This is a genomic window from Parajatrophihabitans canadensis, from assembly GCF_053764775.1.
Window position 1 is genome coordinate 2596607 of the sequence record NZ_CM132445.1, and the last position, 17837, is coordinate 2614443.

General features: G+C 61.5%; 19 protein-coding genes. 8 read left to right on the plus strand and 11 right to left on the minus strand.

The window, feature by feature from the left end; genetic code table 11:
- Positions 1-18: 18 nt before the first annotated feature.
- Entirely contained in the window at positions 19-1464 is a 1446-nt protein-coding gene (locus ACSMXN_RS12640; protein ID WP_022911813.1) for a DUF2252 domain-containing protein, read from the minus strand.
- A gap of 234 nt (positions 1465-1698) precedes the next feature.
- Between ACSMXN_RS12640 and ACSMXN_RS12645 the strand changes: the two genes are divergently transcribed.
- Positions 1699-3981: a PI-PLC domain-containing protein gene (locus tag ACSMXN_RS12645; protein WP_155958254.1), complete on the plus strand. Its 2283-nt coding sequence runs from the start codon at positions 1699-1701 to the stop codon at positions 3979-3981.
- An 11-nt stretch (positions 3982-3992) separates the two neighbouring features.
- Here ACSMXN_RS12645 and ACSMXN_RS12650 read toward each other — a convergent pair whose 3' ends face one another.
- Complete coding sequence (locus ACSMXN_RS12650; RefSeq protein ID WP_022911815.1) at positions 3993-4319, minus strand: antibiotic biosynthesis monooxygenase family protein; 327 nt, start codon at positions 4317-4319, stop codon at positions 3993-3995.
- Between the two features lie 60 nt (positions 4320-4379).
- The gene (locus ACSMXN_RS12655) at positions 4380-5522 is read right to left on the minus strand and encodes a trypsin-like peptidase domain-containing protein (RefSeq protein WP_155958256.1); all 1143 of its coding nucleotides are present in this window, start codon (positions 5520-5522) and stop codon (positions 4380-4382) included.
- 203 nt (positions 5523-5725) lie between these two features.
- Here ACSMXN_RS12655 and ACSMXN_RS12660 point away from each other — a divergent pair, with 203 nt between their 5' ends.
- Positions 5726-5932, plus strand: coding sequence for a hypothetical protein (locus ACSMXN_RS12660; protein ID WP_022911817.1), 207 nt, complete (start codon positions 5726-5728; stop codon positions 5930-5932).
- An 8-nt stretch (positions 5933-5940) separates the two neighbouring features.
- Here ACSMXN_RS12660 and ACSMXN_RS12665 read toward each other — a convergent pair whose 3' ends face one another.
- From ACSMXN_RS12665 to ACSMXN_RS12675, 3 genes are all read right to left on the minus strand, one after another.
- Positions 5941-6195, minus strand: coding sequence for a hypothetical protein (locus ACSMXN_RS12665; RefSeq protein WP_022911818.1), 255 nt, complete (start codon positions 6193-6195; stop codon positions 5941-5943).
- 236 nt (positions 6196-6431) lie between these two features.
- Entirely contained in the window at positions 6432-6692 is a 261-nt protein-coding gene (locus tag ACSMXN_RS12670) for a hypothetical protein (protein WP_022911819.1), read from the minus strand.
- Positions 6693-7174: 482 nt separating this feature from the next.
- Positions 7175-8413, minus strand: a complete 1239-nt coding sequence (locus ACSMXN_RS12675) for an ABC transporter substrate-binding protein (protein WP_455407585.1) — start codon at positions 8411-8413, stop codon at positions 7175-7177.
- A 536-nt stretch (positions 8414-8949) separates the two neighbouring features.
- On the opposite strand from ACSMXN_RS12675, the gene ACSMXN_RS12680 reads away from it, so the two are divergent.
- The gene (locus ACSMXN_RS12680) at positions 8950-9135 is read left to right on the plus strand and encodes a hypothetical protein (RefSeq protein WP_155958258.1); all 186 of its coding nucleotides are present in this window, start codon (positions 8950-8952) and stop codon (positions 9133-9135) included.
- A 37-nt stretch (positions 9136-9172) separates the two neighbouring features.
- Here the strand turns inward: ACSMXN_RS12680 and ACSMXN_RS12685 are convergent, their stop codons facing one another.
- A complete protein-coding gene (locus tag ACSMXN_RS12685) occupies positions 9173-9835 on the minus strand; it encodes a DUF6962 family protein (protein WP_022911822.1) in 663 nt (220 codons plus the stop codon).
- A gap of 195 nt (positions 9836-10030) precedes the next feature.
- Here ACSMXN_RS12685 and ACSMXN_RS12690 point away from each other — a divergent pair, with 195 nt between their 5' ends.
- From ACSMXN_RS12690 to ACSMXN_RS12705, 4 genes are all read left to right on the plus strand, one after another.
- Positions 10031-10504, plus strand: a complete 474-nt coding sequence (locus ACSMXN_RS12690) for a hypothetical protein (RefSeq protein ID WP_022911823.1) — start codon at positions 10031-10033, stop codon at positions 10502-10504.
- Between the two features lie 9 nt (positions 10505-10513).
- Positions 10514-12088 (plus strand): ATP-binding protein, encoded by a 1575-nt coding sequence (locus tag ACSMXN_RS12695; RefSeq protein WP_022911824.1) that lies wholly within the window; start codon positions 10514-10516, stop codon positions 12086-12088.
- Positions 12085-12717: a response regulator transcription factor gene (locus tag ACSMXN_RS12700; RefSeq protein ID WP_022911825.1), complete on the plus strand. Its 633-nt coding sequence runs from the start codon at positions 12085-12087 to the stop codon at positions 12715-12717. Before ACSMXN_RS12695 ends, ACSMXN_RS12700 begins: the two co-directional genes overlap by 4 nt.
- A gap of 395 nt (positions 12718-13112) precedes the next feature.
- Positions 13113-13733 (plus strand): transcriptional regulator, encoded by a 621-nt coding sequence (locus tag ACSMXN_RS12705; RefSeq protein WP_022911826.1) that lies wholly within the window; start codon positions 13113-13115, stop codon positions 13731-13733.
- On the opposite strand, the gene ACSMXN_RS12710 is transcribed toward ACSMXN_RS12705, so the two are convergent.
- Positions 13652-13945: an isoamylase early set domain-containing protein gene (locus ACSMXN_RS12710; protein WP_081648921.1), complete on the minus strand. Its 294-nt coding sequence runs from the start codon at positions 13943-13945 to the stop codon at positions 13652-13654. The genes ACSMXN_RS12705 and ACSMXN_RS12710 overlap by 82 nt on opposite strands.
- 227 nt (positions 13946-14172) lie before the next feature.
- Between ACSMXN_RS12710 and ACSMXN_RS12715 the strand changes: the two genes are divergently transcribed.
- Positions 14173-14814 carry an HD domain-containing protein gene (locus ACSMXN_RS12715; protein ID WP_035942968.1) on the plus strand — a complete coding sequence of 214 codons (642 nt, stop codon included), beginning with the start codon at positions 14173-14175 and terminating at the stop codon, positions 14812-14814.
- A gap of 12 nt (positions 14815-14826) precedes the next feature.
- On the opposite strand, the gene ACSMXN_RS12720 is transcribed toward ACSMXN_RS12715, so the two are convergent.
- The 3 genes from ACSMXN_RS12720 to ACSMXN_RS12730 are packed head-to-tail and all read right to left on the minus strand — an operon-like array spanning position 14827 to position 17740.
- Positions 14827-15294 (minus strand): hypothetical protein, encoded by a 468-nt coding sequence (locus ACSMXN_RS12720; protein ID WP_022911829.1) that lies wholly within the window; start codon positions 15292-15294, stop codon positions 14827-14829.
- On the minus strand, positions 15291-16955 hold the full coding sequence (locus tag ACSMXN_RS12725) for a long-chain fatty acid--CoA ligase (protein ID WP_455407586.1): 1665 nt from the start codon (positions 16953-16955) through the stop codon (positions 15291-15293). Before ACSMXN_RS12725 ends, ACSMXN_RS12720 begins: the two co-directional genes overlap by 4 nt.
- Positions 16956-16972: 17 nt before the next feature.
- Positions 16973-17740, minus strand: a complete 768-nt coding sequence (locus tag ACSMXN_RS12730; RefSeq protein ID WP_022911831.1) for a lysophospholipid acyltransferase family protein — start codon at positions 17738-17740, stop codon at positions 16973-16975.
- Positions 17741-17837 lie beyond the last annotated feature (97 nt).

The following is a 17837-nucleotide window of genomic DNA, read 5'->3' on the forward strand; positions in this document are numbered from 1 at the left end:
GTTTTGGGCATCCTTTGATCAGATCACGTCGCTGCCCTGCAAGCGCCCATCGGCGATGGCGGTAACCAACTCCCGGTGATCCGTCGCGTTGCAAGCGGCGTAGCGCTCCGCAAAAGTGGCGATCGCCTGGTCGAACGTCCGCGAGCGTCCCAGATAGCCCGAAAGGACTACCGGATCGCCAGATCGAGCGTGCGCCCTGGCCAGCGCCCAGGCACACAGAGTTGCATGTTCCTTCAATCCGCGTTGGTTCATCGTGGTCAGCTCGGAGCGTCCCTTTCGATCCCAAAGCTGACGGACGTAATACTGGCGGCCGTTCTGTGGCCCGTCACACCATCCTAGGAAGATGTCGGTCGGACCCTGGGTCAGGCGCTGACCTACTATCACCCGCTGGCCGTGCCGAGCGAACTGTGAGGGTCGCAGATAGGGCTCCAAAACCGACGCCTGCGCTTGTTTCATCTGCAGCACTATGCGTTCGTCACCGCGTCGGGACGAACCTTCCAACAAGCAGATCCAGACAAGCGTGCCAACGCTGCCCACGCCGACCACCCGACGAGCGACATCGACGACCTGATAGCGATCCATCAAAATCTTCATGTCATCCGACAAGCTCGACCGGTACGAGTCGAAGGTGCCAACCACCTCATCCGCGTCTTGTCCCGATGATGAGAGGTGTACCTGCAACGGTGGATCCTCACGGAACCGCACGGCACCACCGGCGTGACCTGCCTCGCCGACCAACTCCACGCCCCGGTCTGCTGTTTCAGTCAGCTTGGCCACGGCTCGGTCGTGTTCTCGACGGTGCGCTTTCGCGATGTCCCGCACTATCTGGCTTCGGGCGTTTTGGCCGTAGTGCCCGAGCAGGTCGTCGACGCCTTTGCGGTCATACCAGACTTCAAGGGTGGACATTTGAGCGTATCTGGCCAGTCGTTCTCGATAGGACTGCACGGCAGCTATCACGAGTTCCCTGCAGACCGACGGGCTGAACCCGTGTTCGGCCGCGACGACCTGCAGACTGGCGGCGAAACGTTTGAGATCCCATTCCCATGGCCCGGGCAACGTCTCATCGAAATCGTTGATCGAGAACGTCAGGTTCCTCTCCGGCGTTCCGAAGGTGCCGAAGTTACGAATATGGGCGTCGCCACAGAGCTGAACCTGTGGTCCGGTAACAGGTGTTGTCACCAGATCTGCGGCCATCACGGCGGCCGCACCGCGTAGAAACGCGAACGGCGTTTGAGCCATTCGACTATGCCGGATGCCAATCAGTTCGGGTATTCGCGCAGCGGCCTGCTGCTGCAGAATTCCGATCGGATCGCGGTCATGCGGGATTCCGCCGTCGGCGTGCGCAGAGCGCGGAACGACAGCCCGCAGAGCGCGACCGTGGTCGCGGCGCTGTCGCCACGATCTCGCGGAGAATCCGAAAAGGGCAGGTGAGCGCTTCGACTCGGCATCAATGTCAGATTGCATTCTCGCTCCTTGGATCAAGACCATTCGACCACGCCGCTGCGGGAGTCGCCGACACCCGTCCGCCACCACCCTGCCGCGCGCTGTCGAAGATTGGTAAAAGCCGATTCTGAATCGTCCACTAGCCTCGGTCCGGCGAAATGAATTCAGATGCCGTTCCTGCATACTGGTCCACCATCGCAAAGTCGACGGTGGACGATCAGACATTACTGAGAGGTCTCCTGTGGCGTGAGCACCATGAACGACACGACCGGGGAAGCGGCGCGAACAACTTCGTCCACAGACTCCCCCGTTCGCTTGTGGAATCGCGTGCTGCAAATCGTGGCGCTGGTTGTCGTCAGCCTCTGTATCGTCAACGTCGTCGCCGCGACCACCGTACGTAGCACCGTCGCCAACGACAGCTTCTACATCGCCACGGCAGACCGCACGAATACCTTCGAACGTATTTATGACGAGGTATTGGTGGATCCGCAGCTGTCGAGACTGACGGCGGATCTACTGGCGGGCCAACCCGCGGCACTCACCGCCGCGATTGGCGTGAATGTACGACTGGTCTTGCCACCGGACACGCTGCGTGAACTTGTCGCCGAACAGTTACGGCGGTTCCTTCGCTGGCTGAACGGCGACACTCCCACGCTCGAACTCGATGTTTCCCTTGACCCGGTGCTGGCCAATCTGCAAGGGGCGGCCGAAAGTTACCTCTCAGAGGTGCTGGCGGCGACGCCCGAACTCAAAACCGTTACCGTCCAAGACTTCGAGCAGCGTTTTCGACAAGTCGTCAACGATCTACGCAACGGACGTCGACCCTCGGTCTTGCCGACCGTGCCCTTGGACGCACGAAGCAAGCAAGCAGTCGAGACCGTGCTGCTCTCCCAGGTCCCCGGCAACGATCGGGCCAGCGTTCAGCCCGCGGTTCATGCCGCTCTGGTCACGGGTGATCTCGACGGAGCCATCGCCGCGGTGGGAGGCGAGATCGTCACCGCCGTAGCGCGAATTGCGCAAAGCGACCTATTGCAGATTGCGCGCACGCGGACCTGGTCCCTCACGCCGTACGTAGAGCAAGTTGCGGGCCCGAACGGCATGGGCGCGCTGGAGAAGGTGCGCTGGTGGTTGGGAACACCCTTGGAGTTGCTGCTGTCAGGTTCGATCGTTCTCGGCTTGATCGCTCTCGGTGGCCTTATCTTCCTGACTCGTAAGAACCCATGGCGCCAGGCAATTGCGATTGGCGCCGCTCTTGGACTTGGGACGGTGCTGGCATGCATCGTTGGTGGCGCCCTGTGGTTCTGGCTGCGGGGTTTTGCCGGCTCGGCGCGTCAGCCCAGTTGGCCGGGATCGATCCAGCAGTTGGTCGTAGACAATGCCCACGCGGCACGCACCGAGGCAATGCGGACTTGGTTCTCATCGTCGGCCGTCCCGGCGCTGGCCGCGGTAGCGGTGTTGCTCGCGTATTGGGCTGTCGCCCTGCATAAACAGCAGCGGCACCGACTCGGCCAGCCCGCGACGCCGAGCGAACGAAGGATTCCCGCCTGGTTGACGGGACGAGGTGGGCCCGTGACCGTTGCATTCGGCGCAGCTTGCCTGTTGGTCATTGCCGGATTTCTCGCCCCCGCGCGACCGCATGTCGACCAGCGCTGCAACGGTCAGACCTACCTGTGTCAGCGACCTTACGACCAGGTCACCTCGCTGGCGACCCATAACGGCATGGCGAACACGGAGGACCGATTTCTCTTCCCGCTGCAAGATCCAGACATCACCACGCAGCTCGACGCCGGCGCCCGCGCATTACAAATCGACAGCTGGACTTGGGAAACTCCTCAACAGGTCGCTTCACGGCTGGCAGGGTCGGGGCTGCCGCCCGACACAGTGAGCGCATTGAGTGCGGTCGCAGGTGTAGCCAATCCCCCGCGACCGGGCACCTGGCTGTGCCACGTCGTGTGCAGAGGCGGCGCCCTTCCGATCGTCCCGACGCTGGCGCAACTGCGTGGTTGGCTGGATCGCAACCCTCGCGAGGTCGTCACGATCGTGCTGCAGGACGAGACGCCCGCTGCTCTGACCATCGCAGCGTTCGAGGAGGCCGGCCTATTGCCCTACATCGCGACGCCACCAGCCAACCCAGCATCCCGCTGGCCGACTCTTGGCGCGATGATCTCGTCCGGACACCGACTCGTGGTATTCACCGAACGCGCTCAAAATGCCGCGCCCTGGCTACAGAACTTCTATGCGTACGGCGAAGAAACGCCATTCTCCTTCTCTTCTGCTTCGGCGTTGGCTGAGGACAGCAGCTGTGACGAGAATCGGGGAGGGAGTGGGAAGCGGCTGTTCCTACTGAACCACTTCGTCACGATTGCTTCCGGCAGTCGCAGCGCATCCGCGGAGGTCAACGCGACCGGCTTCCTCGAAGCGCGGGTGGAACGTTGCGCGAAGCTCCGCGGACAGTTGCCCACGATGGTCGCAGTCGACTTCGCGTCGTTGGGACAAGCTCAAGCGGTGGTTGACGACCTCAATCGATCAAGGCGCTAGACACAACGGTGTCAGCCGGGCGAGCCGCCCGCTATCGCGAAAGACCAGAGTTCGGAATGGATCCCCACCCTGTCTTGTGGCGGGGGCGTGCCGCCATTGCCTGTGGTCTGATTCCCATGCCCGAAGCCAGGTGAGGAAATCCACGCCGAGAATGCCTCGTCGTCCCGCCAGCGCGTCACCACCAGCCACGTCGTGCGATCGTCGGTGGGCTTCAGAAGTTCGAATCCCTCGAACCCGTCCTGACCGTCGACGCTCCCGGCTCGAGCGGCAAAGCGCCTGGCCAACTCGTCACCGCTGTCGGCCGGTACGGTAATTGCGTTGATCTTGACGACGGACATGACTAGATAGTGCCAGGCGCGCCGGCGACAATCCACCAGCAGATTCGCACGATTGGCTCGCTATTGGGAGGGTTGTGCGGCAACTACGACTGACGCGGTGTGTGATGCGCCAGCCCTGTTGAAGGTAATGCTCACGCTGTCGCCGGCTCTTCGGGTCAGTGTCAGACTCTCGATGTCATCAGCGCTACGTGCCGACTCGCCGTTGATGCTTGTTATGACGTCTCCAACTTGGATTCCAGCTTTTGCCGCCGGACCGGCGGGATCGACGGCCGTGACGTAGAGGCCACGCGCCGTGCTGGGAGAAGCGACGCCTCCCACCGATACAACGGAAAGGCCTACGTAGCTGTGGGTGGCGCTTCCATCGGCGATGATCTCGTTTGCGATGGTCATAGCCGTAGCTGCGGGGATCGCGAAGCCCAAACCGATACTGCCCGCAACCTGTCCACCCACCGAGTCGCTTGCCGTGGCTCCAGCGGTAGGTACTCCTACGAGATCCCCTGCGCAATTAGCCAGAGTCCCGCCACTGTTGCCAGGGTTTATAGATGCGTCAGTTTGGATCGCCGAAACCAGCAAAGCGGTTCGACCCCCGTCCGAAGGCACCCGAATCGTGCGGCCGAGACTGCTGACGATGCCCGCGCTAACCGTGTTCGACAGGCCGAGCGGCGCGCCGACCGAGAACACCGGTTGACCTATCACAAGATCGTTCTCGGTGTCGAAATGGATCGGCTTGGACTGCGCGCCTGATACGTCTGCCTTTAGGACTGCAAGATCCGTCAGTTGATCGCGTCCGATGATCTTCGCCGCTTTCTCTTCGCCAGATGACAGGATCACGGTCACGGTGCCGCCGCTCGCGGCGCTTGAAATAACGTGGTTGTTCGTCAGCAAGTAGCCGTCCGAATTGATGAATTCACCCGAGCCCGTGCCCGCGCCTCCCGCACCTTGTACCTGAATTGTGACAACCGACGGCAGCACCTCGGCGGCGACCGGAATCGCAGAACAAACGCCGTCCGTACTGGCCACGGTCTGCTTGTCGTCGTCGTCTCGAACGTCGACGATCAAGGGAATAAGGATCACGAGCAGGATGGCAACAACGATTACCACCCGAATCCAGGCCCAGGAGGATCCGGTCATCCGCCGGCGAGGCTTACCTTCGTCCGCGCCGTTTGTAGGGGGGGCGGGAACAGCGTCTTCAGGTTCGGACACGTCTTCACCTAATCCACAATCATGCCGATACAGAGCCAAACAAGCTCAATAACTACGCCGGGCCGGCGTCGCAGGCATCATCATTTTCGGATGACGAATGGTTCGTCGCAACAGTGCGTCGCTCTCATGCCAGACGCATGATGCATGAATCTGGCTGCGGAGCAACATAAAGGCACCGGAGCGAGCTAGGTGGGCGGGCGCACATGGCAGGCATGAACTATGAGATCAGAGTGGTAGGTGTCTTGGGACCAGCCGCGCGACAGGCATTTGCAGATCTGGCGACGGATGTCGAGCCGACCGCTACGGTGCTGACCGGCGACCTCGATCAAGCCAGACTGCATGCACTATTTGACCGGATGCGTGACCTTGGTATCGAACTCATCGATGTGCGTCGGGCTCCCGAAATCTGACCCTAGGCCTATGAGTCGGCAAAGATCTCCGATAGATCGCGCCGCGAAAGCTCTTCTACTTCTTCGCTCGTTCCGCCGTTTCGGGCATGCTGCGCGAGAACCGACATCACGGTGTGCGTTCCGAGGAACGCACCGAATTCTGCGAGCAGTCGTTCGGCCAACATCGAGCGCTCTGACGAACCAAGCTCCCGGCGCCGATCTGCGGGTGTCGGTCGGGGAAGCGAAACGGTCTCTTCGGCACGCTCGGAGAAGATTGTGGTCATTTCCGGTCACCACCTAATGGCTGGCATCGTCACCTAGTTAAAAGGGTAGGCCGACTTGCGTGACGTCGGTGTACCAGCAGCCTCGGCCAGATGACAATCAGATTAACTCTTGTAGACCAACTCTTGTCAGGAGTCCTTCGCCCTCACCGCGAAAGGGGAACGCCTCTGGTACCGGCGCCTGGCTTTGGCGAGCCGTCGGGACGAGCCGAAGATCAACATCACCGTGCGCCCGGGTCCTAATCGACGAACACGGCCCGCGCCAGCAACGTTGCGGCAACCGCAAGTAGGGCTTCAAGTGGACCTGGAACGAACTGCCAACCGTGGTCGAGGAGCGCGAGTAACGCGGGCGGCACCACCCCGAGCACGAATCCCATATTGGGTACGAAATTGGTAAGGACCGACAGTAAACCCAGGTCAGCGCAATCGGCACGCCCCGCAAACCAGAGCGCTCCGAGATCGAGTACTGCATCGATTGCCCCGAAAAGGGCTGACGCCAAGAGATATCGCTACGTACCGCGGGCGGGTCTGAGCACTGATACCAAGGAGTTGAGATCGATCTTGCTGAGCGACGTTCGCGCAGAGTCGGTGTCGATGCCCCAACTGTTCAGTTGAGCGAGAACCTGATGAGAGGTGCCGGACCCTCGGCTCATATTGTGCCAATTTCGCGGCCAGTTGGCGACGGACAAGGCGAGGCCGTCGATCAAAGCAACAGAAGCATAAGACGACTTGGCAGGCTGCGACGACAGGTTGAGATGCGCTCGGCCGGCGAAGCTGTGGAGCTGCTGACCGGTTCTGATTTAGGCAGATTGAGCCACCCGCTTCGACGCGTCGTTGATCGACTCGTTGAGCTGGCCGCTCCTTCGGCACAACGACCTCATCGGCGCGAAGGTACTCGTCATTGGAGTGCGCGGCAGCAGACGATTGGGCGAGGGCCACTTCTGGCCCTCGCCCAATCGATCTAGCTAATCGTTACTGATAGTTACCCGTTCAACGGCACGTTCGGTCCGCAGAACGGTGAGCCCTGCACATTCTGGAACGCGGTGCCCTGGAGCTTGACGTAGTAGAAGCAAGACTGCTTCGGGCGGTAGTCACGGAAATTGACCTTCTGCGGCGCGAGCAGACCGTCACCGTCGAAGTCCTTGATGCCCGACATGGTGCTGATGTACTTGTCGCGACTGGGGTTCGCCCCGGTGCCTTTGAGACCCGCCGTGAAGGCAGTCATCGCTAGGTAAGCCTCCTGCTCGGCGAAGGTCGGCGGTCCCGTTACCCCGACCGCGGCGAAGTCGGCGGCCCGCTTCTGGGTGGCCGGCGTGTTCGCCTCGGCGGGTAGGCCGACGGTGCTGAAGAAGTCACCCTGGGCGGCCTGCACTGCCGGTGCTGAGGACAACAGGTCACCTCCGTAACCGGTGGGCAACGATGCGACTTTCAGGTTCACACCAAGCTGGCGCAACGCTGCGTTCAAGGCGAAGGCGGTGTTCGGCACCGTCGAGTAGAACAGCCCGTCCGCTCCCGAATCCTTGACCTTGATTGCCACAGCACCCATATCGGTGCTGCCGAACGGCACGCCCTGCGAGAATACCGAGGTCAGACCGGCCGCCTCGCAGGACTTGTTGAACGCCTTGACGCTGTCAGATGAGCTCTTCGAATCGGCGTAACCCAGCGACGCACACTTGGTCACCCCTTGTGACTTGAAGAACTGCCCTATGGCGACCTGGTAATCGAGATAGTTCGTGATTGGAACGCTATCGAAGAGATTGGTGTTCTTCGGGTCGGTCCAGATCGGACCGTCGAAACCGCCGCCGACCATGGGAATGCCCTGCTTCAGGAGGAAGCTCTCGGCCCCGAAGGAGAACGCCGACACCTCCACGATGGCAAACACCTTGTCCGTCTGGACCATCTTCTGCGCCGCAGTCAACGCACCGGCAGCGGTCGATGTCGTATCGCCCATGACGTATTGGATTTGCTGGCCGTTGATCCCGCCGGCTTTGTTCACCGCGTCGGTGTAGGCCTTGATGCCCTTTTCCGTGGTGATGAAACCGGACGCACTCGCACCGGTCAGATCAGAAAGCACGCCGATCTTGAGCGCTCCGGTGGCTTGAGACGTCGAGCCACCAGTCGCGTTCGACCCGCTCGAAGAGTTCTTTGACGAGCTACAGGCCACGAGGGCGACCGATGATGCCGCAATCGCCACACCAGCAATCAGCACTTTTGCGCGCATAGACAAGACCTTTCGGTGTTGGAGGTCCTCCGGCGAGAGACGCCGGACGTTTTTGCGGCGCCGATGCACGGACGCGCTTCAGCGTAAAAGCGCGGCCCAGATCAACGCTTCGAGATTTCGATATCGTTGGTGGGTGGGACGGTATGGCGCGGTCCGGTCGGTGTCAATGTCGTGTAGCGAAGTCGCAATCATCTTGAGACACACGACCTCCTCGATGGAACCGACAGATTTCGTCCGGTTCCAGGTGTCCGCCGCCGCAAATCGTCGGCAATTGCTCGACGGGGACCCTTTGGAGAGCTTCAGACGACCGCCCAGAACGACCTAGTCGATCGTTCCCGGACAAGTCACCTGGATCATCGCCAAAGGCGCATTCTCTGTTCGCGTCGAAGTGATCGAGAGTGTGACGAGGCCGAGCCCGAGCGCGCGCCCGTCGTCTGGCTCGAGTCGGTCCCTGACGGAATGGACTCGCGCTCGAGCGGAACTGTCGGAGGGTCGTGATGTGGTGTAGCTCCAAGACGGCAGAAGGAGTGAGGACAATGCGACTGACCCCAAATTCCAGTGTCTCAACGAGATCGCGGCGATTCGACCTGCTGCACCCCTCGGTTCGGGCAGCCGCGCAGCGAGCCGGGCTCGATGTCGATACCTACGTATATCTGAGAGAAGCCGAGACGCATTGGGTGGGTAACGAAGACACCAACATCCGGCGCCCACGCGGTACTTAGCCGAACACGCGATCGGGAAATCGACCGTAGTCGCGGATTATCCGAGATTTTCGCCGAAACGCCGCTGTACGCCGACCTTCGATACGTTTCCCACCCTCCAGCGAACCGCCAGTGCAATCATTGCCAGTCCGGGCAACTGCAAGAGATGCTGGAACGTGACTGGATCGATATCCAGTGACAGACCAATCCGCTTGGTCGGCGGCACAAATGCTAGCGCCGAGGCAGCTGTCACGATGAACGAAGCAAGTACCTCGCGCGCACCAGCCAATTCCTTCCGCGCCGCGTACAGCCATACGCCGACTATGGAAATCATCGTAGGAAGCTGAAGGACAACTAAGGGCCCGACCGTTCCTTTGCCCGCCAGTGCGGCTACCACAAACAATGCGCTGCAGAGCCAGCCCAGTCTGGCAATCCACTCTCCTCGTACGACTTTGACGGTAGCGAGCGACGCTGTAAGGAGCGATGCCAGCGAAATCGCGAGGGCCGCCCCAGCGGCAGCGAAGCTCGCCGCGGAGCCTGAATCTCCTGTCGTTGCTGGCGGAAAGGCGAGGTGGTGCACTGCGCCGATAGCACTTCCGAGGGCAGCGGATGCAAAAGCGACAGACCACCAGCGCGAGGGCTCTTCACGGTCGGCGTAGGCGCAACCGATGAGAACGCCCGCGCACGCAAGGTCCGTGACAGCAGCAGATATCTGACTCACGCCTTCACTCTAGGTAGTTGAGCGAGCGAGTTGGCGCCACGGAAACCCACCATTGACCCTGCGCAATTTCGCCTACTCGGCCGGTAAACGGCTGAACGTCCCAGCCTGCGGTACTAGTACCAACGTCTCATCGCCTAGGGACCCTGATTCGGGGGATAACTGATTGGACAAATTCCAACGAATAAAGGACTCACCGTGAAGCGTCTAGTTTTGTACACCGCGTCCGCAATAGCTGCCGCCGCTATCGCAGCCACGCCCGCTGTTGCTGGCCTGGTCGGAAATTCATCCTTCAGTCAGCAAATCCCGGTTCCCACGCCCAGCAATGCCCAGCAGGTCAAGATCGTCGGCAATCAACTATCGGTGTCAAGTCGCGGACCAGCACCGCAGGCATCGAAAGGCACCCGGTCAGCGTCGGCGACATCAACCGATTCAGGCCATCCGGAGCCCGGCGACGACCGTGGCGGCGCTGCTACCCGCACCCCGGAACCTGGCGACGACCGTGGCGGCGCTACGACCCGCACCCCGGAACCTGGCGACGACCGTGGCGGCGCTGCTACCCGCACCCCGGAACCTGGCGACGACCGTGGCGGCGCTACGACCCGCACCCCGGAACCTGGCGACGACCGAGGCGGCATCGGGGGCAGTGACGACGGCGCGGGCCATCACTAGTCTTACCCGATGAAGAGCGCAGCGGGTGCCGGCACCGGCGCTGGTGAAGAGATCGCGCAAGTAATCCGTGCTGCCTCATCGAAGGCAGCCGAGCCCGATACCGACAGCGCGGACGCCTTTTACGGCCAAGAATGGCGGGTCTTGAATCGAAGCCTCGCCGAGCAGACCGACCAGCAGCAACCGGCGTCTTTGCGTCGAATCTTCTTTCAGTTCGGAACGGCAATGTTTGTGGTCGTTTTGCTTGTTGCGATTGCGGGCGGCATCATCAGTCGGCGGCTTGCCGAACAGCAGTCGGTACACGAGGCCGCAGAGACGACCAACATCTTGGCAACCGCCGTCTTCCAACCTTTGTTGACAGATCCGATGACGACCGATTCGACGGCCGCGAACTCCAAGCTCGGCCCCGTCGTGCTCAATGGCGTCCTCAGTGGCTCGCTCATACGGATCAAGCTCTGGAATCCGGCCGGCCTGATTGTGTTTTCCGATGAGAAGCGTCTTGTCGGCACAACCTTCGTCCTCGATGATGAAGCGCAGTCGTCATTGACACGATCGCGGACTGAAGCCAGCGTCAGTGATTTACGACGTCCAGAGAATGTGTTTGAACGCAGCCAGGGCAAGTTGCTCGAGGTCTACCGACCGGTGTGGACTCCTTCAGGACGGCCCATGCTGCTCGAGGCGTACTTCCGCTACGACTCGGTCAACGCCCAGACACTTGACCTGTGGCGAGGATTCTCTGGAATCATGGTCAGCAGCCTCGTCGCGGTTGCGGTGTTGTTGTTTCCCCTGCTCTGGACGTTGGTTCGTCGAGTTCGGCGCGAAGAAGCACGACGCGAAGCGCTCACTCGTCGCAGCCTTGACGCCGCTACCGAGGAACGTAAGCGAATTGCAGCCGATCTGCACGACGGCGTCGTCCAGCAACTCGTTGCCTCTTCCTTTTCCGTTGCAGCCGCAGGCGAACGTGCGTCGGCCATCGGTGATCACGAACTAGCAGCAAACCTTGCGACCTCAGCGACGACGGTCCGTTCCAGCATCGCCGGATTGCGGTCGCTGCTGGTTGACATTTACCCGCCGAGTCTCGAGGCAGGAGGACTCGAGGCCGGTCTACGCGATCTGGTTGGCACAATGACAGGTCGGGGTCCACGAATACAGCTAAGCGTCGACCAGACAGTTGTCGCCAGGCTAAGGCCCGAAGCCCAAGAGTCCCTTTTTCGTGTCGCGCAGGAGTCGTTACGAAATGCGCTCCGTCATGCGCACGCTTCCACCATTTTGATCTCCGTCGGTACAGCGGCCTTCGACCATCAACCAGGTGACTTACTACCGAGCGATGTCAAAGAGTACGGCGATGGTGGCCGCAGCCGCACGTATGTTCGGCTGGAGATTCAGGATGATGGAGCAGGCTTCGACACAACCACGCCGAATCTCGCGCGCCGCGATCGTAGCGTTTCCGGCAATCGCCGGGGCGAGGACGGCCACCTGGGTCTGGAGCTCATGTCCGATATCGCCGCCCGCTCAGGATCTATGCTCGCGATACGAAGTGCGCCGGGCCAAGGCACTACGGTGCGAATGGACTTACCGTACCTATGATTCGATTGCTGCTCGTGGACGACCATGCGTTGGTCCGTGCCGGCCTGGCTGGACTGCTGCTCACCGCGCTGGACATCGAGGTCGTCGGCGAAGCGAGTGACGGCAAACAGGCGCTGACCCTTGATCGTGAGCTTGCTCCGGACCTCGTACTCATGGATGTTTCGATGCCGGTCATGGACGGCGTCACGGCCACCCGAGAACTGATCAACAGCCGGCCAGGTGCGAGAGTCTTGGCACTTACCTCTTTCTCCGATGAGTCAAGAGTTAACGACATGCTCGATGCCGGAGCGATCGGCTACTTGTTGAAGGACTGTGAGCCATCGGAATTGATGAACGCGATTCGCGCTGCGGCGAAAGGGCATTCGCCGATTGACCCACGAGTCGCGGCCAGCTTGTTGCCGGGCCGACGTACCGAGCGCACTTCTGATGGACTCAGCGCGCGCGAGCGCGAGGTTCTGGGGCTTGCCAGCAAAGGCCTGGCGAACAAGCAGATCGCGCGCGCCCTCGGGATCTCGGAGCGGACAGTCAAGGCCCATCTGGGAAGCGTCTTTCGGCAGATCGGTGTGGGCGATCGAACGTCCGCTGCGATCTGGGCCAGGGAGAACTTGAAGGAGCCTGACCTGACCTGATCCAATCTCGTAGTCAGACAGTGACGCGGGTATTTGCAACATTTCGGTAACGGTATGGATGGTGTGAGGTTTTGGCGTGCACCCACAGTCCGTGACCGCACACGTGGCGCAACTGAAATATTGGCGAATGTCACGCAATGTAGCAAACTGTGCCCGCACGGTAGAGATTGCCGGTAGATTCGTGCAATTTCGTGACACATCGTAAGCATGGTCAAACTCAGCGTGTTAATTGCGTGTTAAGCCGAATCGGAATAGCTTTTGCTCAGCAGGCCATCCACGGGTCAAGTCATCGGGATTCCCGATCCGTGACAGTTAGACGCAGTCGTACTCGTACCAGCATCGGGGGATCCGGTCCGAGTACGGCTCACGCGTCGAGGTCGCGTCCTAGGAGAATCATGAGCAAGCCGCCCGATCCCGTCGAGAACGCAGACGATTCGCAATCAGACCCGGAGCCGCACGACCGCCTCGACTACCTACGGGCGCTCGGCAGTAGGTTGCGTGCTGTACGTCAACAGAAGCACCTGTCACTGCGGGATGTCGCGACGAAGTCCGACGACGACTGGAAGGCCGTTGTGCTTGGCTCTTATGAGCGTGGTGACCGTTCCATATCAGCTGCACGGCTTGCAAGTCTCGCGCACCTATACGAAGTGTCGACCGCCGATCTGCTTCCTCCACAAGATGTTCCTGACCCGGGCGAGCCCGGAGCATTGAGCGGGATGGTGGTCGACCTGGACTCCATCGACGGTGCGCCCGCGCCGGCCGCCCTCTTCGTTCGCTATCTACGATCGGTGCAGCGCAGTCGTGGAGACACCAACGGCCGGTGGCTGACCTTGCGGGCCGACGATGTACGTGCGCTGGCTGCGATATACGGCCTACCAGCCTCTACGCTCACCGAGGCCATACACGGTTGGAACGTTCTCGCGGAGGGACCACGTCAGACCCGGATCACTCCGCCCTCGGCGACGAGCTCTGAAGCGTCTGGGTCGTCAAACCAGACACCGCCCGATCCGAGATAGCGAAAACAGAGAGCCTGGCCAGCCGGAACGGAAATCGTCACGCTGCGAGTGCCATTGCTACGGCGGACGAGCCGGTGCGCCCCCGGTTGCCAACCATTGAACGTCCCGACGGCTGATACCGGTCCATCATGGATGTCGTCCGGAAGGACGAACTGGACCTTGGCCTCGGCACCGCTGACCGCGGCCGGCTCTGTCTTGATACGGATCGCCATGATGTCTCCTGAGGTCTCGGCGGGCTAACATCCCGCGGTTAGCAGCCCGAAGGTATCCCGGTCAGCGGCCTCGGCGAGAGGCGACACACACGCGTTAACCAAGGCGTAATAGAGGGCGTCAAATGCTGCCATGCACCATTCAGACCAACGCCGTTTGTGCCACAAATTGCGTCATGAAGCGCGTTGCCGAAGCGCGACTCAAGCCCAGGTCGGGCAGAATGGGTCGAATGAGCGAGTTGGCACGCTGCTGGCTCGGCGTCGTGCACCAGCTCGGCGGCGAACCCGACCTCGCCAGAGGCGACGCAGCGGAATTGGAGCGCAGCTATGCCGCTTCGAGCCGCCATTATCACGGCGTAGAACACATCGTGGCGGTCCTGAAGGACCTAGCGTGGCTCGGCCCAGAGTTGGCGCTGACAATTCAGGACCAAGCGCTCGCACGTGCTGCGGCCTGTACACACGACATCATCTACGAGGCCAAACCCGGGGAGGACGAGCGCAGCAGCGCTGAGTGGGCTCGAACCCGGCTGCTCGGAGTAGGCGTACCTGCCCAACTGGCGGTCCGGGTCGCCGACCTCGTGCTGGCAACCTTGGACCATGCCGCCAGCGACGACGATCCGGTCGCTTCAGTCCTTCTAGACGCCGACCTGGCAATCTTGGGCTCAGAGTCCGAGCAATACGCGAAGTACGCAGCAGCCGTTCGGTTGGAATATGCGTCAATTTCAGAGGACGCCTGGCGCGTTGGCCGAACCGCCGTCTTGAGCGGGCTGCTGAATCGCCGCCCGCTCTATCGAACAGCTGCGGCGCGCGTGCGCTGGGATGCCCAGGCTCGACTCAACATCCAGACCGAACTCGACAACTTGGCCGGTTGAGGCACCGAGTCATCACGGCAGTTCCATGGTTTCGGCGCGTTCGATCTCTGCGATCGCTGCAACCAGGTACTGAGACACATCGGCACCGGCGGCGTCACAAAGATCGGCAATTACCAGGCTGGCATTGGTGATCAGGACTGATGGTCGGTGTTCTGCCCTCTCCTCGAGGTCGGCCACCCCGAGCGCTCCGGCGTAGACGGCTATCAGTGCCTCGGCGTCCACAACGAGCAGTCTGGCGCTGAGCGAGGTAAGGCAACGCTCGATTGCTTGCCCCACGTGTTCTCCGGTGAGGCCTTCAGGATGGATTTCCTCGAGCAGCCCGCGAATTACTGCGGCCTGGACGAGCACGACCCGATCCGGACCGAGGGCCTCAAGTTGGCGATTCGCCTCATCGAATTCGGCGGTCGTGCCAGTGCGAGCTGCTTCGACGGCGCACGATGTTCGGTTGATCAACTCCGTCGGCGTTAACCTGCCACTCACCCGCGAGGTCCGTCAGGCCGCCCGGATGGAGGAATCGCCAGCCTCAAGACCTGGAGATCCCCAGCCTTGAATCTCCCCCGCAGCATCTTCTTGTCATATTTGCCCACCGACGTCTTCGGGACCTCGTCGATGAAGGCCCAGTTCTCGGGTACTTGCCAGCGTGGGAGCCGCTCGAGGAGGTATTCGACCAGCGTCGCGGCGAGTTGTGTCGTGTCCGAGCCAATGCCGTCGCGCACCACGACGCAGGCCAACGGACGCTCGCTCCATTTCTCGTCAGGTATGCCGACGACCGAGGCTTCGGCGACAGCGGGGTGCCCTATCAACAAATTCTCCAATTCCACCGACGATATCCACTCGCCACCGGACTTGATGACGTCCTTCGAGCGGTCAGTGATCTGGAAATAGCCTCGGTCATCGATCGTGCCGATGTCGCCCGTTCGCAGCCATCCGTCTCGGAAGCTCTCCGGCGAGGATTGCTGGTGATACGCCGCCGCAATCCATGGACCGCGGACTTCGATCTCCCCCACGGCGACGCCGTCGCAGGCCAGTACGGCTCCGGCGTCGTCGGTGATACGCATCTGCACGCCCGCGGTCACCCGGCCGGATTTCATCCGCCAGTCCAGCTCCTCGACAGTACCCAGTTCGACGCCTGCTGGCGGATGCGCCATGCCGCCAACGGGCGACGTCTCAGTCATCCCCCAACCCTGGATGATCCGAACGCCGTAGTCCCGGTCGAACGCTTCGATCAAAGAGCGCGGCGCGGCTGCCCCGCCGGACGTTCCCATTCGCAACGAAGAAAGGTCGACGTTCTTGTCCGCGCCGTAGGTGAGAATCGCTTGCCAGATAGACGGAACCGCTGACGCCAGAGTCGGACGTTCGGAGGCCACGAAGTCACAGATCGGTCCAGCCGCAAGGTACTGCCCGGGTAGGTGAAGCGTTGCTCCCGACATGAAGGCGCCGTAGGGAATACCCCATGCGTTGACATGGAACATCGGCACGAAGGTGAGGATCCGATCGGACTCCGTCGGGCCGCTCAGGCTCGCAGATTGCCCTGACAGCGCATGCAGGAACGTGGATCGATGCGAATAGACCACGCCTTTGGGGTCGCCGGTTGTGCCGCTCGTGTAACACATGAGTGCGGGCGCTCGCTCGTCGAGCCTCGGCCATTCGAAGCTGGGCTCCTCGGCGGCCAGCAACTCTTCGTATCGCAACACCCGGATCGCGCCCAGTGACGAAATATCACCCGGCCCGACGACGATAACGATCTCGACGGTGCGAAGCTCGGGTAGGGCGGCAGCGAACGCGGCGATCAGGGTGCTGTCGACAATGACGATACGGTCCTCGGCATGGTTTGCGATCTTGACAAGCTGAGCTGTCGGCAACCTGATGTTGAGCGTGTGCAGGACGGCCCCCATACACGGCACCGCATAGTAAGCCTCTAGATGTTCCTGATTGTTCCAGCAGAACGTCGCGACGCGATCGCCCCGGTTAATCCCCAGCCTGGTCAAGGCCGAAGCGAGACGGCGGGCGTTCTCGCTAATGGTCGCGTAGGACGTGTGCCGAGCGTGTGTGCCTTGCCACGTCACACATTCGCTGCGGCCGTACACGTTTGCGCCGTGCTCGAGAATCGCCGTAATAGTCAGGGGAAAGTCGTCTTGCATCGTGCTCACGATCACGGTCAGTGCTCGCCCGCCTTCGCCTCTCTGCGGGCCGCCTTCGCTGCAGCCTCCTGTGCATCCAATTCCGCAGCCCGCTCCGGGGTCGGTGCGGTGCCACCGAGCCGAGCGGGCAGAAACTTCAGATCGTCACCGTTCAGTGGCGGGTATTCCTGCTGCGATATGTGCAGCATTTCTGTCATCCTCCGCATCAACTCCAGCGCCGCGGCATCAGCATCATCGCGTCGCCCGACCGCCATCGGCTCGCCGACCCGCAGCAAGATCGGTACCTTGGTGCGGCCGAGCCGCTTGGGGTAGTCCTTGGTCCATACCCGTTGCGAGCCCCAAATAGTCATCGGCAGAATCGGCACGCCAGCCATGGCGGCCATTCGAACCGTCCCGCTCTTGAACTCCTTGAGCTCGAAGGATCTGGAAATCGTGGCTTCGGGAAACACTCCGACGATTTCGCCCGCCTTGAGCGCCCGGATCGCCTCCCGGAACGAGGCGGCGCCGGCTTCGCGATCGACCGGAATGTGGCGCATGCCGCGCATCAGCGGACCGGAAACACGGTGCTTGAAGACCTCATCTTTGGCCATGAAGCGTACGAACCGTCGGGAGGGCAGCGCAGCAAGGCCCGCATAGGTAAAGTCCATGTACCCCGTGTGGTTGATCGCCAACACCGCGCCTCCCTTACGCGGTACGTTGTCGGCCCCATCGAGGGAGAATTTAAGCCCCTGGGCGGCAAAGACCACCCTGGCCAGGGTTATGACTGATGAGTAGACCGGCTCCATGAGGGATACCGTACGGCTTGGCAGGAGGGCGTACGGCAGGTGCCGTCGAACACGATCGCGGCACGCCTACCCGTGCTGCAACCGGCCGCCGTGGCAG

Excerpts from the sequence above, each read along its gene's own strand:
- ACSMXN_RS12640 (WP_022911813.1), bottom strand. The coding sequence starts at position 1,464 with ATGCAATCTGACATTGATGCCGAGTCGAAGCGCTCACCTGCCCTTTTC.
- ACSMXN_RS12695 (WP_022911824.1), top strand. The coding sequence starts at position 10,514 with ATGAAGAGCGCAGCGGGTGCCGGCACCGGCGCTGGTGAAGAGATCGCG.
- ACSMXN_RS12725 (WP_455407586.1), bottom strand. The coding sequence starts at position 16,955 with ATGCAAGACGACTTTCCCCTGACTATTACGGCGATTCTCGAGCACGGC.
- ACSMXN_RS12700 (WP_022911825.1), top strand. The coding sequence starts at position 12,085 with ATGATTCGATTGCTGCTCGTGGACGACCATGCGTTGGTCCGTGCCGGC.
- ACSMXN_RS12680 (WP_155958258.1), top strand. The coding sequence starts at position 8,950 with ATGCGACTGACCCCAAATTCCAGTGTCTCAACGAGATCGCGGCGATTC.
- ACSMXN_RS12650 (WP_022911815.1), bottom strand. The coding sequence starts at position 4,319 with ATGTCCGTCGTCAAGATCAACGCAATTACCGTACCGGCCGACAGCGGT.
- ACSMXN_RS12645 (WP_155958254.1), top strand. The coding sequence starts at position 1,699 with ATGAACGACACGACCGGGGAAGCGGCGCGAACAACTTCGTCCACAGAC.
- ACSMXN_RS12660 (WP_022911817.1), top strand. The coding sequence starts at position 5,726 with ATGGCAGGCATGAACTATGAGATCAGAGTGGTAGGTGTCTTGGGACCA.
- ACSMXN_RS12675 (WP_455407585.1), bottom strand. The coding sequence starts at position 8,413 with ATGCGCGCAAAAGTGCTGATTGCTGGTGTGGCGATTGCGGCATCATCG.
- ACSMXN_RS12710 (WP_081648921.1), bottom strand. The coding sequence starts at position 13,945 with ATGGCGATCCGTATCAAGACAGAGCCGGCCGCGGTCAGCGGTGCCGAG.
- ACSMXN_RS12715 (WP_035942968.1), top strand. The coding sequence starts at position 14,173 with ATGAGCGAGTTGGCACGCTGCTGGCTCGGCGTCGTGCACCAGCTCGGC.
- ACSMXN_RS12665 (WP_022911818.1), bottom strand. The coding sequence starts at position 6,195 with ATGACCACAATCTTCTCCGAGCGTGCCGAAGAGACCGTTTCGCTTCCC.
- ACSMXN_RS12730 (WP_022911831.1), bottom strand. The coding sequence starts at position 17,740 with ATGGAGCCGGTCTACTCATCAGTCATAACCCTGGCCAGGGTGGTCTTT.
- ACSMXN_RS12705 (WP_022911826.1), top strand. The coding sequence starts at position 13,113 with ATGAGCAAGCCGCCCGATCCCGTCGAGAACGCAGACGATTCGCAATCA.